Source organism: Arthrobacter sp. 754 (genome assembly GCF_040548695.1).
Classification (GTDB): domain Bacteria; phylum Actinomycetota; class Actinomycetes; order Actinomycetales; family Micrococcaceae; genus Arthrobacter.
The window spans coordinates 199,496-214,913 of the sequence record NZ_JBEPSC010000003.1 but is presented as its reverse complement, the minus strand read 5'-3'; the positions used below and the strand labels follow the sequence as shown (position 1 = coordinate 214,913).

At 60.0% G+C, this 15,418-nt stretch carries 17 protein-coding genes and 1 tRNA gene; 3 read left to right on the top strand and 15 right to left on the bottom strand.

What is annotated here, in order from left to right; genetic code table 11:
* Nucleotides 1-126: 126 nt before the first annotated feature.
* The 3 genes from ABIA70_RS10435 to ABIA70_RS10425 all read right to left on the bottom strand — a co-directional run bounded on the left by ABIA70_RS10435 (nucleotide 127) and on the right by ABIA70_RS10425 (nucleotide 3,601).
* Nucleotides 127-642 (bottom strand): hypothetical protein, encoded by a 516-nt coding sequence (locus ABIA70_RS10435; RefSeq protein WP_354147527.1) that lies wholly within the window; start codon nucleotides 640-642, stop codon nucleotides 127-129.
* A gap of 195 nt (nucleotides 643-837) precedes the next feature.
* The gene (locus ABIA70_RS10430; protein ID WP_354147526.1) at nucleotides 838-1,959 is read right to left on the bottom strand and encodes a C40 family peptidase; all 1,122 of its coding nucleotides are present in this window, start codon (nucleotides 1,957-1,959) and stop codon (nucleotides 838-840) included.
* 742 nt (nucleotides 1,960-2,701) lie between these two features.
* On the bottom strand, nucleotides 2,702-3,601 hold the full coding sequence (locus ABIA70_RS10425; protein WP_354147525.1) for a hypothetical protein: 900 nt from the start codon (nucleotides 3,599-3,601) through the stop codon (nucleotides 2,702-2,704).
* A gap of 185 nt (nucleotides 3,602-3,786) precedes the next feature.
* Between ABIA70_RS10425 and ABIA70_RS10420 the strand changes: the two genes are divergently transcribed.
* Nucleotides 3,787-4,110, top strand: a complete 324-nt coding sequence (locus ABIA70_RS10420) for an ArsR/SmtB family transcription factor (RefSeq protein ID WP_157238423.1) — start codon at nucleotides 3,787-3,789, stop codon at nucleotides 4,108-4,110.
* A gap of 31 nt (nucleotides 4,111-4,141) precedes the next feature.
* On the opposite strand, the gene ABIA70_RS10415 is transcribed toward ABIA70_RS10420, so the two are convergent.
* Nucleotides 4,142-4,651, bottom strand: coding sequence for a hypothetical protein (locus ABIA70_RS10415; RefSeq protein ID WP_354147524.1), 510 nt, complete (start codon nucleotides 4,649-4,651; stop codon nucleotides 4,142-4,144).
* 111 nt (nucleotides 4,652-4,762) lie between these two features.
* Between ABIA70_RS10415 and ABIA70_RS10410 the strand changes: the two genes are divergently transcribed.
* Nucleotides 4,763-5,179: a winged helix-turn-helix domain-containing protein gene (locus ABIA70_RS10410; RefSeq protein ID WP_354147523.1), complete on the top strand. Its 417-nt coding sequence runs from the start codon at nucleotides 4,763-4,765 to the stop codon at nucleotides 5,177-5,179.
* Here ABIA70_RS10410 and ABIA70_RS10405 read toward each other — a convergent pair.
* The 10 genes from ABIA70_RS10405 to ABIA70_RS10360 form a co-directional block, all read right to left on the bottom strand.
* A complete protein-coding gene (locus ABIA70_RS10405; protein WP_354147522.1) occupies nucleotides 5,071-6,246 on the bottom strand; it encodes an alpha/beta hydrolase family protein in 1,176 nt (391 codons plus the stop codon). The genes ABIA70_RS10410 and ABIA70_RS10405 overlap by 109 nt on opposite strands.
* Nucleotides 6,233-6,676: a hypothetical protein gene (locus ABIA70_RS10400; RefSeq protein ID WP_354147521.1), complete on the bottom strand. Its 444-nt coding sequence runs from the start codon at nucleotides 6,674-6,676 to the stop codon at nucleotides 6,233-6,235. The genes ABIA70_RS10405 and ABIA70_RS10400 overlap by 14 nt, the downstream gene beginning before the upstream one ends.
* Nucleotides 6,666-7,703: a hypothetical protein gene (locus ABIA70_RS10395; protein WP_354147520.1), complete on the bottom strand. Its 1,038-nt coding sequence runs from the start codon at nucleotides 7,701-7,703 to the stop codon at nucleotides 6,666-6,668. The genes ABIA70_RS10400 and ABIA70_RS10395 overlap by 11 nt, the downstream gene beginning before the upstream one ends.
* The gene (locus ABIA70_RS10390; protein WP_354147519.1) at nucleotides 7,700-8,188 is read right to left on the bottom strand and encodes a hypothetical protein; all 489 of its coding nucleotides are present in this window, start codon (nucleotides 8,186-8,188) and stop codon (nucleotides 7,700-7,702) included. Before ABIA70_RS10390 ends, ABIA70_RS10395 begins: the two co-directional genes overlap by 4 nt.
* Before the next feature lie 318 nt (nucleotides 8,189-8,506).
* Nucleotides 8,507-9,280, bottom strand: coding sequence for a hypothetical protein (locus tag ABIA70_RS10385; RefSeq protein ID WP_354147518.1), 774 nt, complete (start codon nucleotides 9,278-9,280; stop codon nucleotides 8,507-8,509).
* A gap of 38 nt (nucleotides 9,281-9,318) precedes the next feature.
* Nucleotides 9,319-9,978 (bottom strand): hypothetical protein, encoded by a 660-nt coding sequence (locus ABIA70_RS10380; RefSeq protein WP_354147811.1) that lies wholly within the window; start codon nucleotides 9,976-9,978, stop codon nucleotides 9,319-9,321.
* A gap of 447 nt (nucleotides 9,979-10,425) precedes the next feature.
* On the bottom strand, nucleotides 10,426-11,139 hold the full coding sequence (locus ABIA70_RS10375; protein ID WP_354147517.1) for an HNH endonuclease family protein: 714 nt from the start codon (nucleotides 11,137-11,139) through the stop codon (nucleotides 10,426-10,428).
* Nucleotides 11,140-11,320: 181 nt separating this feature from the next.
* A complete protein-coding gene (locus tag ABIA70_RS10370) occupies nucleotides 11,321-11,593 on the bottom strand; it encodes a hypothetical protein (protein ID WP_354147516.1) in 273 nt (90 codons plus the stop codon).
* Nucleotides 11,594-11,721: 128 nt separating this feature from the next.
* Nucleotides 11,722-12,852, bottom strand: a complete 1,131-nt coding sequence (locus tag ABIA70_RS10365; RefSeq protein ID WP_354147515.1) for a tyrosine-type recombinase/integrase — start codon at nucleotides 12,850-12,852, stop codon at nucleotides 11,722-11,724.
* Between the two features lie 86 nt (nucleotides 12,853-12,938).
* Nucleotides 12,939-13,020 (bottom strand) — tRNA-Leu (locus tag ABIA70_RS10360).
* A gap of 205 nt (nucleotides 13,021-13,225) precedes the next feature.
* Here ABIA70_RS10360 and ABIA70_RS10355 point away from each other — a divergent pair.
* Complete coding sequence (locus ABIA70_RS10355) at nucleotides 13,226-13,831, top strand: ANTAR domain-containing response regulator (protein WP_108600906.1); 606 nt, start codon at nucleotides 13,226-13,228, stop codon at nucleotides 13,829-13,831.
* An 83-nt stretch (nucleotides 13,832-13,914) separates the two neighbouring features.
* Here ABIA70_RS10355 and pyk read toward each other — a convergent pair whose 3' ends face one another.
* Nucleotides 13,915-15,408, bottom strand: a complete 1,494-nt coding sequence (gene pyk / locus ABIA70_RS10350) for a pyruvate kinase (protein ID WP_354147514.1) — start codon at nucleotides 15,406-15,408, stop codon at nucleotides 13,915-13,917.
* Nucleotides 15,409-15,418 lie beyond the last annotated feature (10 nt).

The window sequence follows — 15,418 nt, the reverse complement described above, 5'->3', positions numbered from 1 at the left end:
CGCGAAGATGTGGCCAGTGCGTGGGCTCCTCCGGCAGCGGGGAGTGATTGCGCAGCGAGCGAGGCTTCTGGGCATCCCTGATCATGGCCGCCAGCCTGACAGCCGTGATTGCCGGTGTCCTGTGCTTCACATGGTTCGTGTGAAGCACAAGCCGCGCCAACGGGTGGAGGTCCGCCTGTACATGCGATGGAAGGGCTGCAAGGCTTTAATCCGATGAGCGAGTTCGCCACCGGGGCGTAGCGATGGCGGACCGTTCCGGGCGCGCTTTTTCGTCCACTCGGCAAACTTCTTATAAGTATCCGAGGCCGGCATCTCGACAAGCTTGGCGGCCTTCTCGTCGAGGGGTGCGCCGTCGAGGAATTCAACTTCGGCGAACAATGTGTGCTTGAGTGCGGCCCGGAAAGCTACCAAAGCGTCAGCCACTAGCAGAGGAACCTTACCCGGGATCGGGGCCACCCATTCCACAATGATTTGGCTGATCCGGCCGTTGGGCACCTCCGCCAGTTGCAATACACCACTTGGTTGGGTCTGGTAGTCGAAAAGCAGATCTGCGACTTGTCCAATTAGCTCGTCAGCGTGCGAAAGAGTCGCGGCTACCCCGAGATGGCGCTCAGGGAGCCACGCATACATGTGACCAGTCATGAAGACACTCTAAGAGTGAACCCGGAAGGATAGCGCAACCCGCCTCAGGGATGCCCATGCTCAAGATTTTCCCCATGACACGAGCCGGGCGCCGCGGTTTTTTACGAACGCTGCTTGGTCGTGCCTGGTTGGGACCGCCGGGTCGTCCTGAACTCATCTGGAACCCAGGGCGCTGCGTTTATCCGACGTGCCCCGTCAACGCGGCAGCAGATCGAAATAGGCAGCGCCGGGGTTCCAACTCACGGGATGCAACAGCGTCCCCACAGCCGGGTTCAGGGCACTCCACATCATGCCGTCGCCGGCGTAGATGCCGACGTGGCCCCAGTCGTCGGGTCCCTGCGGATTTTGAACAACCAAGTCTCCTGGCTGGGGCTCCTCCGTTCGGGCACCAACTCGCCACTGTTCTACTCGCGGCAGCTCGATTCCAGCTTGTCGATAGATCCACTGCACGAAGCCTGAACAATCCCAGGCCTTGAACGCAGTGCCGCCCCACACATAGCGCCCACCCAAACCTTCCTGGGTGAATCTCAGAATGTCCTGACGCAGCTGGCTCAAGTTACGGGAAAATCCCCCAAGCCGCGGCGCGGGCGAGGAATCTGCACAGTATGCAGGAGCCGTGCCACCCTCAAGTGCCGCAACGATTGCCGTGGCCGCCGGCTCCCAGCGTGCATACAGTTCGGGAAAAGCAGACACCTGTACGGCTTGGGCCGCCAGACCTTTGTCCATTGCCTGCCAACCGGGAATGTCCAGGAGTCCTCGAGGACTGCCACGGTTCGGTCCCGACGGCCCACCGTAGAAGGCGCGCGCGTTATAGGAGGGGTCCATCAGCTGCTGAACTGTCCCCCAGCCTGCCGCCGGACGCTGTTGTGCTGATCCAACGGAGTCGTGGTCACGTCCAACGCCGTCATTGGGGAAATGCAGGGAAGCCGGAACGCTGGGGTTCGCAAGCATGCGCAGACTCGACTCCTGCATCGCCATCATGATGGCGATGATCTGCCCGGAGCGCGGTATTCCAAGCTGCTTGCCGACCGCGATGTATGTTCGTGCAACGCTCTCCTGCCGAGGCGTCAGCTCGTAAGGCAAGTCCCCAGCGTTCCGAACTTCCAAGCCAGTACCAGCCACGCCAGGCTCAGTGGCCGCCTCGGTTCCCACTGGTGTACAGGCAACTGCGGATTGGCGCGCCGTACCAGTCAGCGCCGCCACGCCTCCGGCAAATGCCAAGGCGCCCACAAACAGAGCGAGGAAAGCAACCGCCGATACGACCTTCACCAATGCACGGCGCCGCATGAGACCTGCGACGACCACCAGTCCAGCCACTAGTAGACGATTCGCTCTGCGGTCGCGTAGAAGGCAACCATGGCGCAGTGCCCAGATGGAGCGGTGGCGGCAGGAGGACAGTTGACCATCACCGTGACGGGTGCCGCATAGGCACTCCTGCCGTTACTAGACTCGTCCACAACTTGCACCGTCACCGTGCACACGTGAAGGCCCTCCCACGGGGCCGGATACTCGTGAACTTTGGCCAACTCGAGATCGCAGCGCAACGACTCAGCGGTGCCGCTTCGGCGAGCGGACTGTTCTGCCAGAGTGGTGAACGTCCCCGCTGTCACACCTGTCCCTTCAAACTCCCGGACCAGCACAGATAAGGGATTCGATCCATCGGGCAGCAACTCCCACCAAGACCGCACCTTGGCATATACATCTGAGTACGACGACGAACGGCTGTCCCAGCTATAGATTCCCTTTGCTACCGCTACAGCGAGCGCCCGGTAATCGCGCGTCTGTGGCAAACCATCCGGCGATGCCTCCGCCGTAACGACAGGCTCGTCAGGAACGCCGGACGTAGTGCCTGGTGCAGTGGCATTGGTTGATGGCTTCGCCGGTGCGGGTGCGGTTGCGGACGTGGTCGGCGGGATCCATCCGCTGGGGCTCTCTGCAGGCCGAAGTAGGAAGACTGCACTAATCATGAGCAGGGCAACCAGCCCGGCTGCCAACCACTCCCGGCGGCCAACTCTACGGAACCAATGCATCGTGCAACCCGATGTCCGAAACCCAAAACCTAGACAGCCGGTCGATGCACTTCGTGCTGAAGCACGCGCCAAGCTGCCTGGTACAGCTGCCGGGCAAACCCGATATTCACCGCGATGTACCTCTCGGTGACGCCGAGCTCACAGGCAAGAGCAGCCATCTGTACGGACCGATCGAATCCTCGCAGGCCGGGACGGACTATGGTTTCCGCGACGCTCCGGAGGACGTTTGTGGGAAGGCAGTTGGCAGCGCAGCGGCAGAGATCCTCCACGTTTAGTCCAGGTTCGGGGTGGCAGTTCAATGCCGTGTTGATTGTCTTAGCGGTCTGCCGAACGACGGTTACGGCATGCCATCGACGCCTGTCTTTGGGAGACGGAGGTCCGTAGTGCCTCGGCCCTGTGAGGCTGGATACGGCAAGCCTCCAGGTTTCCTCGCTGACGCTTTGCTGGACCAGGCCCAGCATGGCGTGCGCCCAGGCCTGATCGACATAGTTCTCGACGTCGTCTCCTGCCGCTCCCGCACGGACGATAGCAAGAAGCTCCGGTGAGCTTTCCGTCGTCGTGAAGTCAACAAGCAAAGGCAACGTTTGATGGCTAAGCTCGCGCCGGATATGGGCAGCGCAGATCTTATTGGAGACACCTTGGACCCACGCTTCAAATGGGATGCCGGGCAGCTCCCGGTAACGTCCCCGCGTAACCCCGTCCCAAACGGCGACCCGGATGTCTTGCATGACGTCATCCACATCACAGGATCTCCCGATCCGTGCCAGGCGAGACACGACGTAGCGGTGCACCCCATCAACCGCGACCATGATCCGGTCGATCTGGATTACGGGCTCTCCCGGCGGAGGTGCGCTTCGCAAGGAGACATCAACGTCAGCGCCCGTCTCTGATCCCGTTGTAGATTGATACGCCTTGGCTTCAATTTCCATGGCTTCACCGCTTTGACTGTTCAGATCGAGTAGTTCGCAGAGCCGCGCAAATGGCGACTCAGTTAGTGGATACGGAGATCCAACAACGATCAGAAGAAGCTACAGGAATTATTGTCGAAGATAACTAAAGTATCGTCAAGAGTGCTGTTCTTACTTTTTGCGCTACCTTCGGGAAGAATGACCTTATGCCGAGAATTACGCAGCCTCATGACGCCGCCTGGTCGGCCGACGTCGAAGCTGCCGTCGCAACCTTCGGCAACCGGGCGCGAAACGAAATCCTTCGATTCCTGACGGCCACTGGGCCTGCGACGCGCGGGGACATCGTCGCTGCTGTCAGCGCGGGCGATCCCAGCGTGGCCAAGCATCTGGCCGCGCTCGAAGAGGCAGGCGTGGTGATGGTCGACGTCGAGCCTGGACGTAGACACGGACGGTCACCGAGGTATTCCGCGAACCCTGTCCGGATCAAGGAACTGCTCGACGCTCACCTTAAGTACTTGCTGGAAAAGTAACCTCAGTGCTTTGGAAAGATGAGTCGGACGTTTAGTCCGCGCGCTCCGGCGCCTCATCCGCGTCCAACTGCGGACTGGCCTCGGCCCTCTCCCCTTCCGGCCGACGGCTAATGTCCTTATTCAAGTACTCTGTGATTGCCCGAAGCGTCTCGGGCGACACGTCACCAAGGGTCCGCGCCGCGAACGTCTTCACCCTCGCAGCGCGGAGAGATTTCACAAACTCAAGCTGGGAATCAATGCGCTCGGGAAGATCTGAGGCGTCGCTGCCCATCAGGTAATTTGGACCCACATTAAAGATGTCGCACAGGGCGCCTAGCAGCGCGGGGTCGCTCACCAGCCTGCCTGTGCCGTCTTTCATGTAGAACCAGCGGGCTCTGGAAAGCTTGATGCCCTTCTCCGCCAGCTTCTGCTGGACTTCGCGGAACGTGACGGGTTGTCCTCGCTCTGCAACGACGACGTCGAGCAGCAGGTTTAGGCGCCGTGCAAGTTCGGCTTGGGGAGAGAGTTCCGCGCCTTTGAGACCTTCTTCGTCTCCGGACACGATTCACCTCCCAAACCAGACCTGACTATCGTCAGCGAGTCACTAATTGTTGCCCAGTATTGCCTTGGCCAAGTCCACATGCAATAAGCGGGGCTTCGTCCTTCCATCCGTATGTGGATGAGCGTATCGTTCTGCTGTAGACCCGTCTACAGCGGGGTACAGGAATTCCCTCGTCACCTGGTGGTCTCCATGGCGAACATCTTGATGAACCGGACGCGAAGCCGCCTTATTCGCTATTTGATCACCCACGGCCCGGCGACCTGCCGTGAGGTCGCTGCAGCCCTCACCATTTCTGCTTCCTCTGTCCGCAAACACCTCAGTCTTCTATGCGAGGCAGGCGTAGTCATCCTCGGTTCGGGAACGTACAAGGCGCGGCCGGATATGGTCGAAAGGGAGCTTGCGGACCTTGCGGCCACGTTTCAGTCAGCGGGCAGCGACTTCAGGAACTGGGTAACGGACGACTCCCACTTCACGGTATCGGCGTTCCACTCGAGTGAATGCCCCGGAACATCGAAGCGAACCAACTGAACGAGGTCTGGTCGTAGTTCGGCGAATCGTTCAGAGACTGCGACCGGCGTCGATTTGTCATCGACCCCGTGCAATATAAGCGTCGGTGTCTTTAGGTCACCAGCGCGGGTTAACCAGTCCAGCGCGGAGAGGTCAATGGATTGGTTGAGGCCCGTGACCCAGCGGCCTGCATTCGAACCCAACAATCTCAGCCCAGCCCTGGCGATAGCTTTCGGCAATCCACTGGCACTCCCGTTAGACGTCAGGGTCTCAGCCCAATCCAGGACTGGAGCTACGAGCACCAGGCCGAAGATCCGATCAGAGTGGGCTGAGAGATTTGCTGCTCGCAGGGCCATGGAACCGCCCAGGGACCATCCAAACAATACGAGCCGCTCAGCGCCATGGTCCACGGCGTACCTTATGGCTGCTTCGACATCCAACCATTCATTCTGACCCAGTGAGTACCGGGAATCGTTCGACGGCGGCGCTTCGCGGTCGTTCCGGAAGGACACGACCAGCGATGTGATGCCGAGTCTGCTCGCAACAGGGACACCGCGTAGGGCGCCTGCCCGTTTTCCACCCATTCCATGCGCGTGGATGGCCCATGTCGAAGACATCGGACCGGCGGACGTGGGCGCGAATTTCCATGCAGGCGCCATGCCGCCGTCGACCTGGATCTCCACGTCCTCAAAAGGCAGGCCCAGTTGCTCTGGTTTGGAGTACGCGTACCCGCTCCAGATGCCGGCGGCAGCAGCGTGCAGGTCACCGGAGTCGACTCGCTCCACGAGCCGAGTCACTGTTCCCCCGCTGGCGTCCTCGGCTATTACGGCCCCTATGCAGGCGTGGCCCTTCCCGTTGCCGAACCACAAGCTGTATCGGCCTGGCGCTCTCGTCAATAGGGTCGCTGGCAGTTCGATCCTCAGGGATCCATCCTCGCCGGAGAAGACCTTCCTGATAGAAAGATCCTCCCGTCGTGTAGTGCTCGGCACCACCACCCGGCGCGCAAAGTACGCGGCACCGAGGGATGTTATTAAAGAAACGCATATAGCTGCAAGGGCTAGCGGGCCTAGCACTTTAGGAGCCTTCATCTTCGCTCCTGCCTTGCTTGTCGATCACGTCCCTCAGCCGAGCCAGCGTCTCGGGAGACAACTCCTGCAATTGCCTTGCTGCGAAATTTTTCACGCGAGCCTCCCGCATTGATCTAAGGAGATTGAGTTGGGCTTCCACTAGTTCGGGTATCTCTAATGAGTCATCCAGAAGGTACCGTCGATCCACGCCGAAGAATGCGGCGAGGTTCTGCAGCAGATCCTTGTCCGTAGCCAGGGAGCTATCACCGCTTCGCATGTAGGCCCACCTTGACCGCGACAACGGCGTGCCATGTTGAGACATCGCTTCGCTGACTTCCCTGAAGGACAAGGGCCCTGTTCCTCGGGACTCATACAAATCCAGCAAGAGATTGATCTTGCGAGCGAGCTTGGCCTGCGGCGACTCCGAGGGTTCGACGGCATCATCTGCCACTTGGGTTCTTCCCCCTCCCCCGTCGCGCCATGCCCAATCGACCACCCTGCGTGTCCCCATGGGAAGCAAGGTAATGCTCTGTTCGAGTCAATGTTTGAAAATCAGCTTCATTCAGCAAATTAGCAGCAGCGGGATCCATCAGGAGAGCGTCCTCGATCTCGACGAGCATCCGATGAAGCCGCCGCGTCTCTGGGTCTCCCCGCTCGATGACTCCAGCGGGCGTCGTCAGGCGTCCATCCTTGCGTGTAGCGGTCGCTTTCTCCCAAGTGGATGTGAGGTCTTCGAGTAAGCCAGCCTGGGTCTTATGTTGCGTTCGCTGAACGATCCGGCGTGCTACTGGTGGCAGGGCCAGTCCAGCACACAGGAAGAACATCGCCCCGACAAAACTGGTGTCGTAGATGGCCGCCAACTGCAGCATGGTCGACTGGTCTCCGAGAAGATGGGCTAGGTCCATTCCCAAGACTGAGAACACTACGACGAGAGCCAGGAAGCAGCCAATGCCGATCAGGGTGAAGGCGACGCGAAAGTAGGAAGCGGCCATCCGCCGTCGGAATCTGAAGCACACGTATCCGGTGACGCCGACAACTGCCCCGATATAGACGAACTGGATGGCGGAATAGAGGGCGGCAGCAGGCTGGTCCCCGTAATCAAACATGAATTTCGTTGAGGATACGGGTGCTTCGATGAGGAGGAATGCGAGGACCAGCCCCACGGAGACTAGAGCCAAGATTAGGAGGCCGCGACGGTCTCTGCGCACCGGTGCATCGTTGAGCTCTGCGGCCCGGAGGATTGCCTGCGAAAGAAAGTAAATTCCCACGACCATCAAAATGTTCGCGAGAAGATCCAGGACGTTGTGGCCGCCAAGGGCTCGATCACCTGCGAGATAAATTGGGTCGACATTCAAGCTGAGCGCGGCTGCAATTGCAACGGCTGCAACGAGGATGCTGTGGTCTTTCCTCGTGCGCGCGCCGGGCAGCAAGCACAGTACGAGGCCCCAGATGACCGTGGCCGTGACTGCCTGGATCACCCGAAGACCTGTTCAAAGGACCTTGGCTCCAAGGTGCTGTCGCGGATAGCGCCGGCCAGAAGATCTGCGAGAGTCTCAGCTGCAGCTTCCAGGTCGTCGACGAAGCTGCTCCGTGCCAAAGCTCGTGACACCATCTCTCCGTCAAGATTCGGGAAGAGGCTGGCTGCATAGTCGGAGGAAATCCCCAACTCATCGTGGCGCAGGATCATATGTCCAAGTTCATGAAGGATGAACTGCTGCCTATGGAGTGCGGAGTCAGTGACGGCGTGCAGAATGATTTCCCGAGTATCCGTCGACAACCAGAGACCGCAGACGGACGTGCCGTTGAGGATCGTTGTGGCTTCGATCTCGATTCGACGCCGTCGTCGGGCGGCCACGATTACGATGAGCCTCTCCAGCGTCAGGTGGCTCGGTAGCCGCAGTGATACGAATGCCTCGGCCGCAACCTGAGCTGGGCCCTGTTCTTGCGATTTTTGCTGGTCCATACCGCCCCTCCTCGCAGCGGACAGCGAGTGGTGACTCCCATTGAGCAGCCACCGCGGCGCGTCAGGCGCCACAGCTTCAATTGAACGCCCCCTCTCTGGACATGTCCAGAGAGGGGGCGTTCTGATGCTCGAACCAAATCCAGCAGGGCTGTCGTAAGAGTTGTCTATCCAGATACTGTGAACGTCACAGTGCCCCTGCGGGCGTACCGGGAACACCAGTACCCGCGAGGGTTTGATAGGGCAAGGTTTAGCCGGATGCCCTATGCAGGAACCACTTAGCGAACCCCTAAAGCGTGGGTGCGACGCCGCGAGCCTCGGTCACAGAGCCAGCGCTTCTACGAGTTGATCTGCGGCAGTGCTGTCTTCAAGGTTTATTGTTTGGGCGATTTCTTCCAGTGGGTGCAGCAGCGCATCCATCTTGTCTTCGCTTTCCCTGCCTGTCCATTCGGTTATAGCTATGAATTTCGTTCTAGGATCTCGCAGCTGGACGGCATCTCGTCTGCCTTTGAAGCTGAATACGGGGGTGTCTCTAAGCGGAACTTTCTCAATGATGCCGCCGCCCTGGCCTTGCTGAACGCCGAAGTCAAACCTGATCCGATGGACCGGGCCGCCGGGTGTCCAAAGTCCCTCCAACTCCACGTTCTCCTGCGGCGTGATATTTGCAGCACGGAAGAGCTTCCTTACCCGACTGTCGAAGTCATCACCCGGCTTTGGAGCAGGATCGGCGACAAGTTCTCCGAATAGACGAGCTGTGAAATCTTGCCAATTCGTCTCTGTCTCGAGTTGCACCCCGCCCGACGATATAGCGAAGTTATGCGGTCGTCGCTGCTGGAGAGTCAGCGCGTCCTCCCACGTGTCTGATTCCGCCGAACGCCGGTAGTACTTCACCCATGATTCGAAGTAATCGCGCTCCAGCTTAAAGCTCTTCAACTTATGACCGTCGAAGCCTCCGTCCGGACGTTCGCCGACGAACCGAAGGTGCCACCCCGCGGGAGAGTTAACAGCTATTCCGACATTCCGGGGCTCGTGGCGCCGCAGGTCATGGGTGTACTGAATGAGGAACCATTCTGCGTGCAGGGGAAACACCTCCAACGTTCGTTAGTAAACTACAGCGTAATCGAACACACGTTCTAATGGAGTGGCTCAGTGTATGCGCCACCCGGAAGCGGGAAAGATTCGGGGTGAGCCCTTAGTTCCAAGCTGTACTCCACTAGCTTTGCTATGTTTTGGGCGCGCCGCTCGAGGAAGCATAAGTAATGAGCTTTGGCGTCCAGCGTCAGCAACGCTCGAGTGTGGCAGATGTCCAGCGCGTGAGCAGCAATGGCTGCGCCTTGCCGTGAAATGAGCTTAGTCCAAGCCGAGCAATCTTCAGGTTTGAAAGGTATGGCCTTGCGGCCCGGATAGAGGAAGCCCTGATCCGCAAGTTCTTTGAGTTCCGCCGGGTCACTCCGATGCTCGCCGAGGAATGCCCCCTCGTGGTCAATGGCCCAAAGACCGATGTTGGGGTGCCAAACGAGATTTTCAGAGACCCTATCAGGGTTGTATATCCAGACGTCGAACACGGCTACGCCAGCCATTATGTGGGGTTCTTTGGAGTAGACCTCGCTGAGATCGGGGGGACCGTAGAACTTCCCCGTCCGACCTGCCACGGCGGATGTCCATGCCTCGCGACCATTCATCACGTCGGACACTTCGCCAAAAGGGACGGGTATACCAAGGGAGTTGGCGAGTCGAGCCGCCAGGAATTCATGCAAGATCAAAGCATGCCCAGCTTTTCGCGGCGCTTTCACAAAGACCTGAGCACGGCCCTGCCATAAGTCCTTTGAGCCATGGTCTGACGTAACCAGATCGATAACCTTTAGCCCAGGTTTAGCCGCCTTTTTCCCCAACTCAGCCCCCTATACATTGGTCCGAACCATATCATTTAGCTCGCCCTATCAGCTCGGCAGCCCATCTGACCCCAGTTTTTCGGCTGCCGCGGACTGAGCGATCCGGGTTGGCAGCCCGCCTCCTACCATCCGCTGACATGCAGACGGTCCGGAGGCAACCCTTGATATTGTTCTACGTCACGCCCGAAAATCTCGTGATTGATAGTCGCCTGTGCGCTCATCCTGTGCCTTTACCGGATGGCCGGCGCACCGCTTCATGTCTGTCGTCGTCCGAGTAAAAAAGCCAAACCTCTGTCCTCCGCACATGAAACTAAAGACGCCGCGCCGACTCGGCCGCCGCCGATGGGTTTAGTTGCAGCCTTCGAGAATGCCGACAATCGCGTCATGTTCGGCCTTGGTGACCCATAGGCTGTACTTGGCCTTGACCGCAGTTTGGCGGGCCACGTACTCGCACCGGAACGCCTTGTTCGGCGGCAACCACGTGGCGGCGTCCTTGTCGCCTTTGGCACCGTTGGTAGGGCCGTCGGCGGCCATGAGATTCATCGGGTCGTTGGCGAGTTCCTTGCGCTGGTCAGCGTTGAGCTGCTGTGCGCCCTTTTGCCAGGCATCGCTGAGGGGAACGATATGGTCGATCTGAACGTCGGAGCTGGTGTCCTGGCCGCGGGTGAAGGTAATCGTGGTGCCGGTGTACTTGTCAGCCAAGGTTCCTGTTACGACCACACAGTTGTTGGTGCCGGGCTTGAACGTTTCGTCGGTCATGTCGCGGGCGAGGATGTCATTGCGGGTGTCGCAGCCGTTGCGGTCGGTGTCAGCCCAAGCGGGTCCAAACTCATCGCGGGTGTAGCCGGTCTTTGGGGCCCGCCCCTTCACGGGAATGCTCTCCAGTTGTACAAGGGCGTTGGCGGCGTCACCGGCAGGGGCCGGCGCATCGGCGGCGACGCCTGGAGCAGCCTCAATGATTTCGAAAGCGTTGGCCGCAGCGTCACAACCTACCAATGACCCGGCCAACATCAAGGCAGTCACGGCAGACAGGATTTCCGCGGCAGAACAGGTGGTCTTCATGGTCCTTCTGGTTATAGGTCGTTGTTCCACGCTAGCTTTGGCCACTATCTACGGCGGGTAACCGAGTCCGTGGTGCCTGCCACACATCCGCACTCTTAGCACTCTGGGGACATCCACTTCGGGTGCCACTGGTTGACTCAATTGTTTAAACCATGGCCACCACGAGAAACGTCACGCTTACTTACTGCGCCGCAGCCAGTCTGACTTTGGACCGGGTGCCGATAAGCCTTTCCTTCGTCACCGGCCCATCGCCGGAGAGCGAGGAAACAGTGCCTCCTGGGAGGATCTCACTCAACTTTGCGATTTCCAGGATGTGCTCGGAAGTGAAAATGATCTTGCCCTTGCCCCAACATGCGTGGGGGAAGCGTCCACTGGCCGCGCCGTCGCGCAGCCATGACTCTGTGCAGCGCATCAGCGCGGCCGCTTCGGCGGGCTCAAAAAATTCAATCTCCACGGGAACTCCAAAAAGAAGGCGCTACTTTCCACTTTCATGGCCGTATGGAGACCGACCTACATGACCGATGCTGCGCGTCAGTCAAGCCAATCCGGGAACGGATTCCGCCGTACTGAGTAGCATGACCATCACCGCAGGAAAGCCGTTATCGACCGCTCAGTCGCGTCAGCACCAGCCTGCAGGGCCTCCGGCATCAAGTGCCCGTACACCTGCTCCGTAGTCCGCGTGGAGGCATGCCCGAGTCGGCGCGAGATGGTGAACAAGGGCACGCCGTCCTGGATCAGCCAGGATGCGTGCGTGTGGCGGAGGTCGTGAATTCGTGGGTTTTTCGTGAGCCCTATCGCTTGGGCGGTGCGAACGGCAGGCACCCAGTAGTGGTGCCAGTAGAGCTTGTGGATGATGCGCTCGCCCTTGGGCGTCGTGAACACAAGTTCCTTCCCGGGCCTGCTCGCCACCAACGGGATCAGCAATTCCACAAGCGCAGGGTTCAACCCTATGGTTCGCTTGCCGGCACCTGTCTTCGTCGCACCAATGTAGAACTGGTTCTGGCCGTCCCGTTTCCAAGCCTTGTTGATCCGAGCGGTGGGCGGCTTGGACAGCAGATCAACGTCCGCCACAGTAAGGGCGGTGGCCTCGCCAAATCGGGTGCCGGTCATCACCAGGAAGTTGGTGAAGGCCTTGTACCGCTCCCCCATCCCCTCCATGATGAGGCTAAACTCCGCATGAGTGAGGAACATGGCCTCATCCTCGGCCTTTTCAATCCCGGGAAGCTGCACGCCGCGGCAGGGGTTCCTCGCAATGTATCCGAGCATCTCTGCGGTATTCATGGCGGCCGAGATCAGGCCGTGCACGTTATGGATGGTCTTCGGCGCCTTGCCCTTGGCCATCATGGACTTCACCCAGTGGGCGATCAGACGGTAGTCGAGCTTGTCCACGGGGACGTGGCCGATGACGTTCCGGATATGCAGGTCCAGCATGGTCTGGTACGTCTTCGTGGTTCCACTGGATGGTCGGATCAGCAGGTCGATGTGTTCCTGGATGACTTCAGCAACCGTCGGTGTGCGCTTCTCGCTGGTAAGGATGGCGTGCTGCGCGATTTCGAAGGACTGGCCATTGGCGTCCAGCAACCGTTTGAGCGTCTCAGCTTCAACAAGCGTGCCAACTGTGAGCCCTTGGTTGGACCGATTTTTCGGATCCCGCCAGCGCACCATGTAGGACTTGGAACCGTCCTTTTTGGTGCGTGTACTGATGCTGGCCATAGAAAAACGGTACGCTCGTGTACACACTTTTGGGGTTTTTGTACACACCTGAGCGCCCAACAGGCCTCTGACCTGCGAAAACACTGTGCCCGAGGTGGGACTCGAACCCACACACCTTTCGATACCGCATTTTGAGTGCGGCGCGTCTGCCAATTCCGCCACTCGGGCGCGGATTACATGGAGCAACAGGGTACGCCCACAGCTGATTGTGAGCAACGCGATCACTTCACGTACGCGGAATTACTCTACATGCAGATAGGCTGAATTCCAGAATCGCGCCGCCGACGCCGCAACCAACCCATGCAGATCAAAGTACGGCCGCGGGCGCACCTAAGATGGTGATGTTCCCGCCGTACCTTTCCAAGGAGATCCCGTGACTGAACAGACGGAGTCAAACCCCACGTCCCAACCGGCGCGCCGCGTCATTGTGGCCGAGGATGAAACCCTCATCCGCCTCGACATCATCGAAATCCTGCGCGGCGAAGGCTACGAGGTTGTGGGCGAGGCTGACAACGGCGAGAAGGCCGTGCAGCTGGCTGAGGAGCTCAAGCCGGACCTCGTCCTGATGGATGTGAAGATGCCGGTCATGGATGGCATCACCGCCGCTGAGAAGATCGTCAAGGCCCGCATCGCCCCCGTGGTGCTGCTGACGGCGTTCAGCCAGAAGGAACTGGTGGAGCGGGCCCGCGACGCCGGCGCCATGGCCTACGTGGTCAAGCCCTTCACCCCCGCGGACCTCATCCCGGCGCTGGAGATCGCACTCTCCCGCCACGAGGAAATCAAGGCCCTCGAAAGCGAAGTCTCGGACCTGCAGGAGCAGTTCGCCACCCGCAAGCTCGTCGAACGCGCCAAGAGCTTGCTGACCACCAAGATGGGCCTGACGGAACCGGAAGCATTCCGCTGGATCCAGAAGACCTCAATGGACCGCCGCCTGAGCATGCGCGAGGTCGCCGAGACCATCATCAACCAGGTCAACTAGCCGCCGGCCCCATAAAACTAAGCAAAAGGGAGGATCCTCGCCTAGTGGCGGGGATCCTCCCTTTTGTGCGGAAGCCTAAGAAGTTAGGACTTCTTCTTCCTCTCCGGCCACGGGCCGAGCTTTTCCTTGGGTGCGCCGCCTTCTTCGCCCACACGTGAGGAGTCGGCGAGGTCGCCCACCCTGTGCGCCTTCAGCGAGTTGGTGGAACCGGCTTTTCCTGGAGGGGAACCGGCAGCGATGATCACCAGGTCACCGTCTTCCACCAGGTCCAGTTCGAGCAGGCTGCGGTCAACCTGGGCGGTCATCTCGTCGGTGTGGCCCACCATGGGAACCAGCACCGGCTGGATGCCCCAGGTCAGCGCGAGCTGGTTCCACACGTGCTCCACCGGCGTGAACGCGAACACCGGTTTGATGGGGCGCAGGCGTGAGAGCCGGCGTGCGGAGTCACCGGACTGGGTGAAGGTACAGATGTACTTCGCTTCCAGCTGGTCGGCGATTTCGACGGCGGCACGGGTGATGGCGCCACCGCGGGTCTTGGGCTTGGTGCCCAGCGGGGGGACGCGCTCCAGGCCGTGGACCTCAGTGGACTCGATGATCCGGGCCATGACCTTGACGGTCTCGATCGGGTACTTGCCCACGCTGGTCTCGCCGGACAGCATGACGGCGTCAGCTCCGTCCAGCACGGCGTTGGCGCAGTCCGAGGCCTCCGCACGGGTGGGGCGCGGGTTGTCGATCATGGATTCCAGCACCTGGGTGGCCACAATGACAGGCTTGGCCCAGCGGCGTGCCAGTTCAATGGCGCGCTTCTGGACGATCGGCACTTCCTCCAGGGGAAGCTCCACGCCGAGGTCGCCACGGGCAACCATGATCGCATCGAACGCGTCGATGATCTCGTGGAGCTGCTCCACGGCCTGCGGCTTCTCGATCTTGGCGATGACCGGCACGCGGCGGCCTTCTTCGTCCATGATCTCGTGCACGCGGCTGATGTCCGTCGCATCGCGAACGAACGAGAGGGCAACCATGTCCACGCCGCGGCGGATGGCCCAGCGGAGGTCGTCCTCGTCCTTTTCGCTCAGCGCGGGGACGTTGACAGCAACGCCGGGAAGGTTGATGCCCTTGTTGTTGGACACCGAACCGCCCACAGTCACGACGGCAACAACCTTGACGTCGTCCACCTCGATGGCACGCAGCGCCACCTTGCCGTCGTCGATCAGCAGGGCATCGCCCACGTTGACGTCCTCGGTGAGGCTCTTGAGCGTGGTGGAGCAGATGTCCTTGGTGCCCGGAACGTCCTCGGTGGTGATGGTGAACGTGTCACCCTCGGCCAGTACGTGCGGGCCATCCACAAAACGGCCCAGACGGATCTTGGGACCCTGCAGATCAGCCATGATCGCTACGGGCTTGCTCAGCTGTCCCGCAGCCTTGCGGACATTCTCATAAGTGTTGTCATGCACGGAGTAATCGCCGTGGCTCATGTTCATCCGGGCGACATCCACACCGGCTTCCAACACCGCAAGCGTGTTTTCGAAGCTGGCAATTGCCGGGCCAAAAGTGGCCACAATCTTAGCGCGTCTCATATACCTACCC

Excerpts from the sequence above, each read along its gene's own strand:
- ABIA70_RS10435 (WP_354147527.1), bottom strand. The coding sequence starts at position 642 with ATGACTGGTCACATGTATGCGTGGCTCCCTGAGCGCCATCTCGGGGTA.
- ABIA70_RS10425 (WP_354147525.1), bottom strand. The coding sequence starts at position 3,601 with ATGGAAATTGAAGCCAAGGCGTATCAATCTACAACGGGATCAGAGACG.
- ABIA70_RS10420 (WP_157238423.1), top strand. The coding sequence starts at position 3,787 with ATGCCGAGAATTACGCAGCCTCATGACGCCGCCTGGTCGGCCGACGTC.
- ABIA70_RS10410 (WP_354147523.1), top strand. The coding sequence starts at position 4,763 with ATGTGGATGAGCGTATCGTTCTGCTGTAGACCCGTCTACAGCGGGGTA.
- ABIA70_RS10405 (WP_354147522.1), bottom strand. The coding sequence starts at position 6,246 with ATGAAGGCTCCTAAAGTGCTAGGCCCGCTAGCCCTTGCAGCTATATGC.
- ABIA70_RS10390 (WP_354147519.1), bottom strand. The coding sequence starts at position 8,188 with ATGGACCAGCAAAAATCGCAAGAACAGGGCCCAGCTCAGGTTGCGGCC.
- ABIA70_RS10375 (WP_354147517.1), bottom strand. The coding sequence starts at position 11,139 with ATGAAGACCACCTGTTCTGCCGCGGAAATCCTGTCTGCCGTGACTGCC.
- ABIA70_RS10365 (WP_354147515.1), bottom strand. The coding sequence starts at position 12,852 with ATGGCCAGCATCAGTACACGCACCAAAAAGGACGGTTCCAAGTCCTAC.
- pyk (WP_354147514.1), bottom strand. The coding sequence starts at position 15,408 with ATGAGACGCGCTAAGATTGTGGCCACTTTTGGCCCGGCAATTGCCAGC.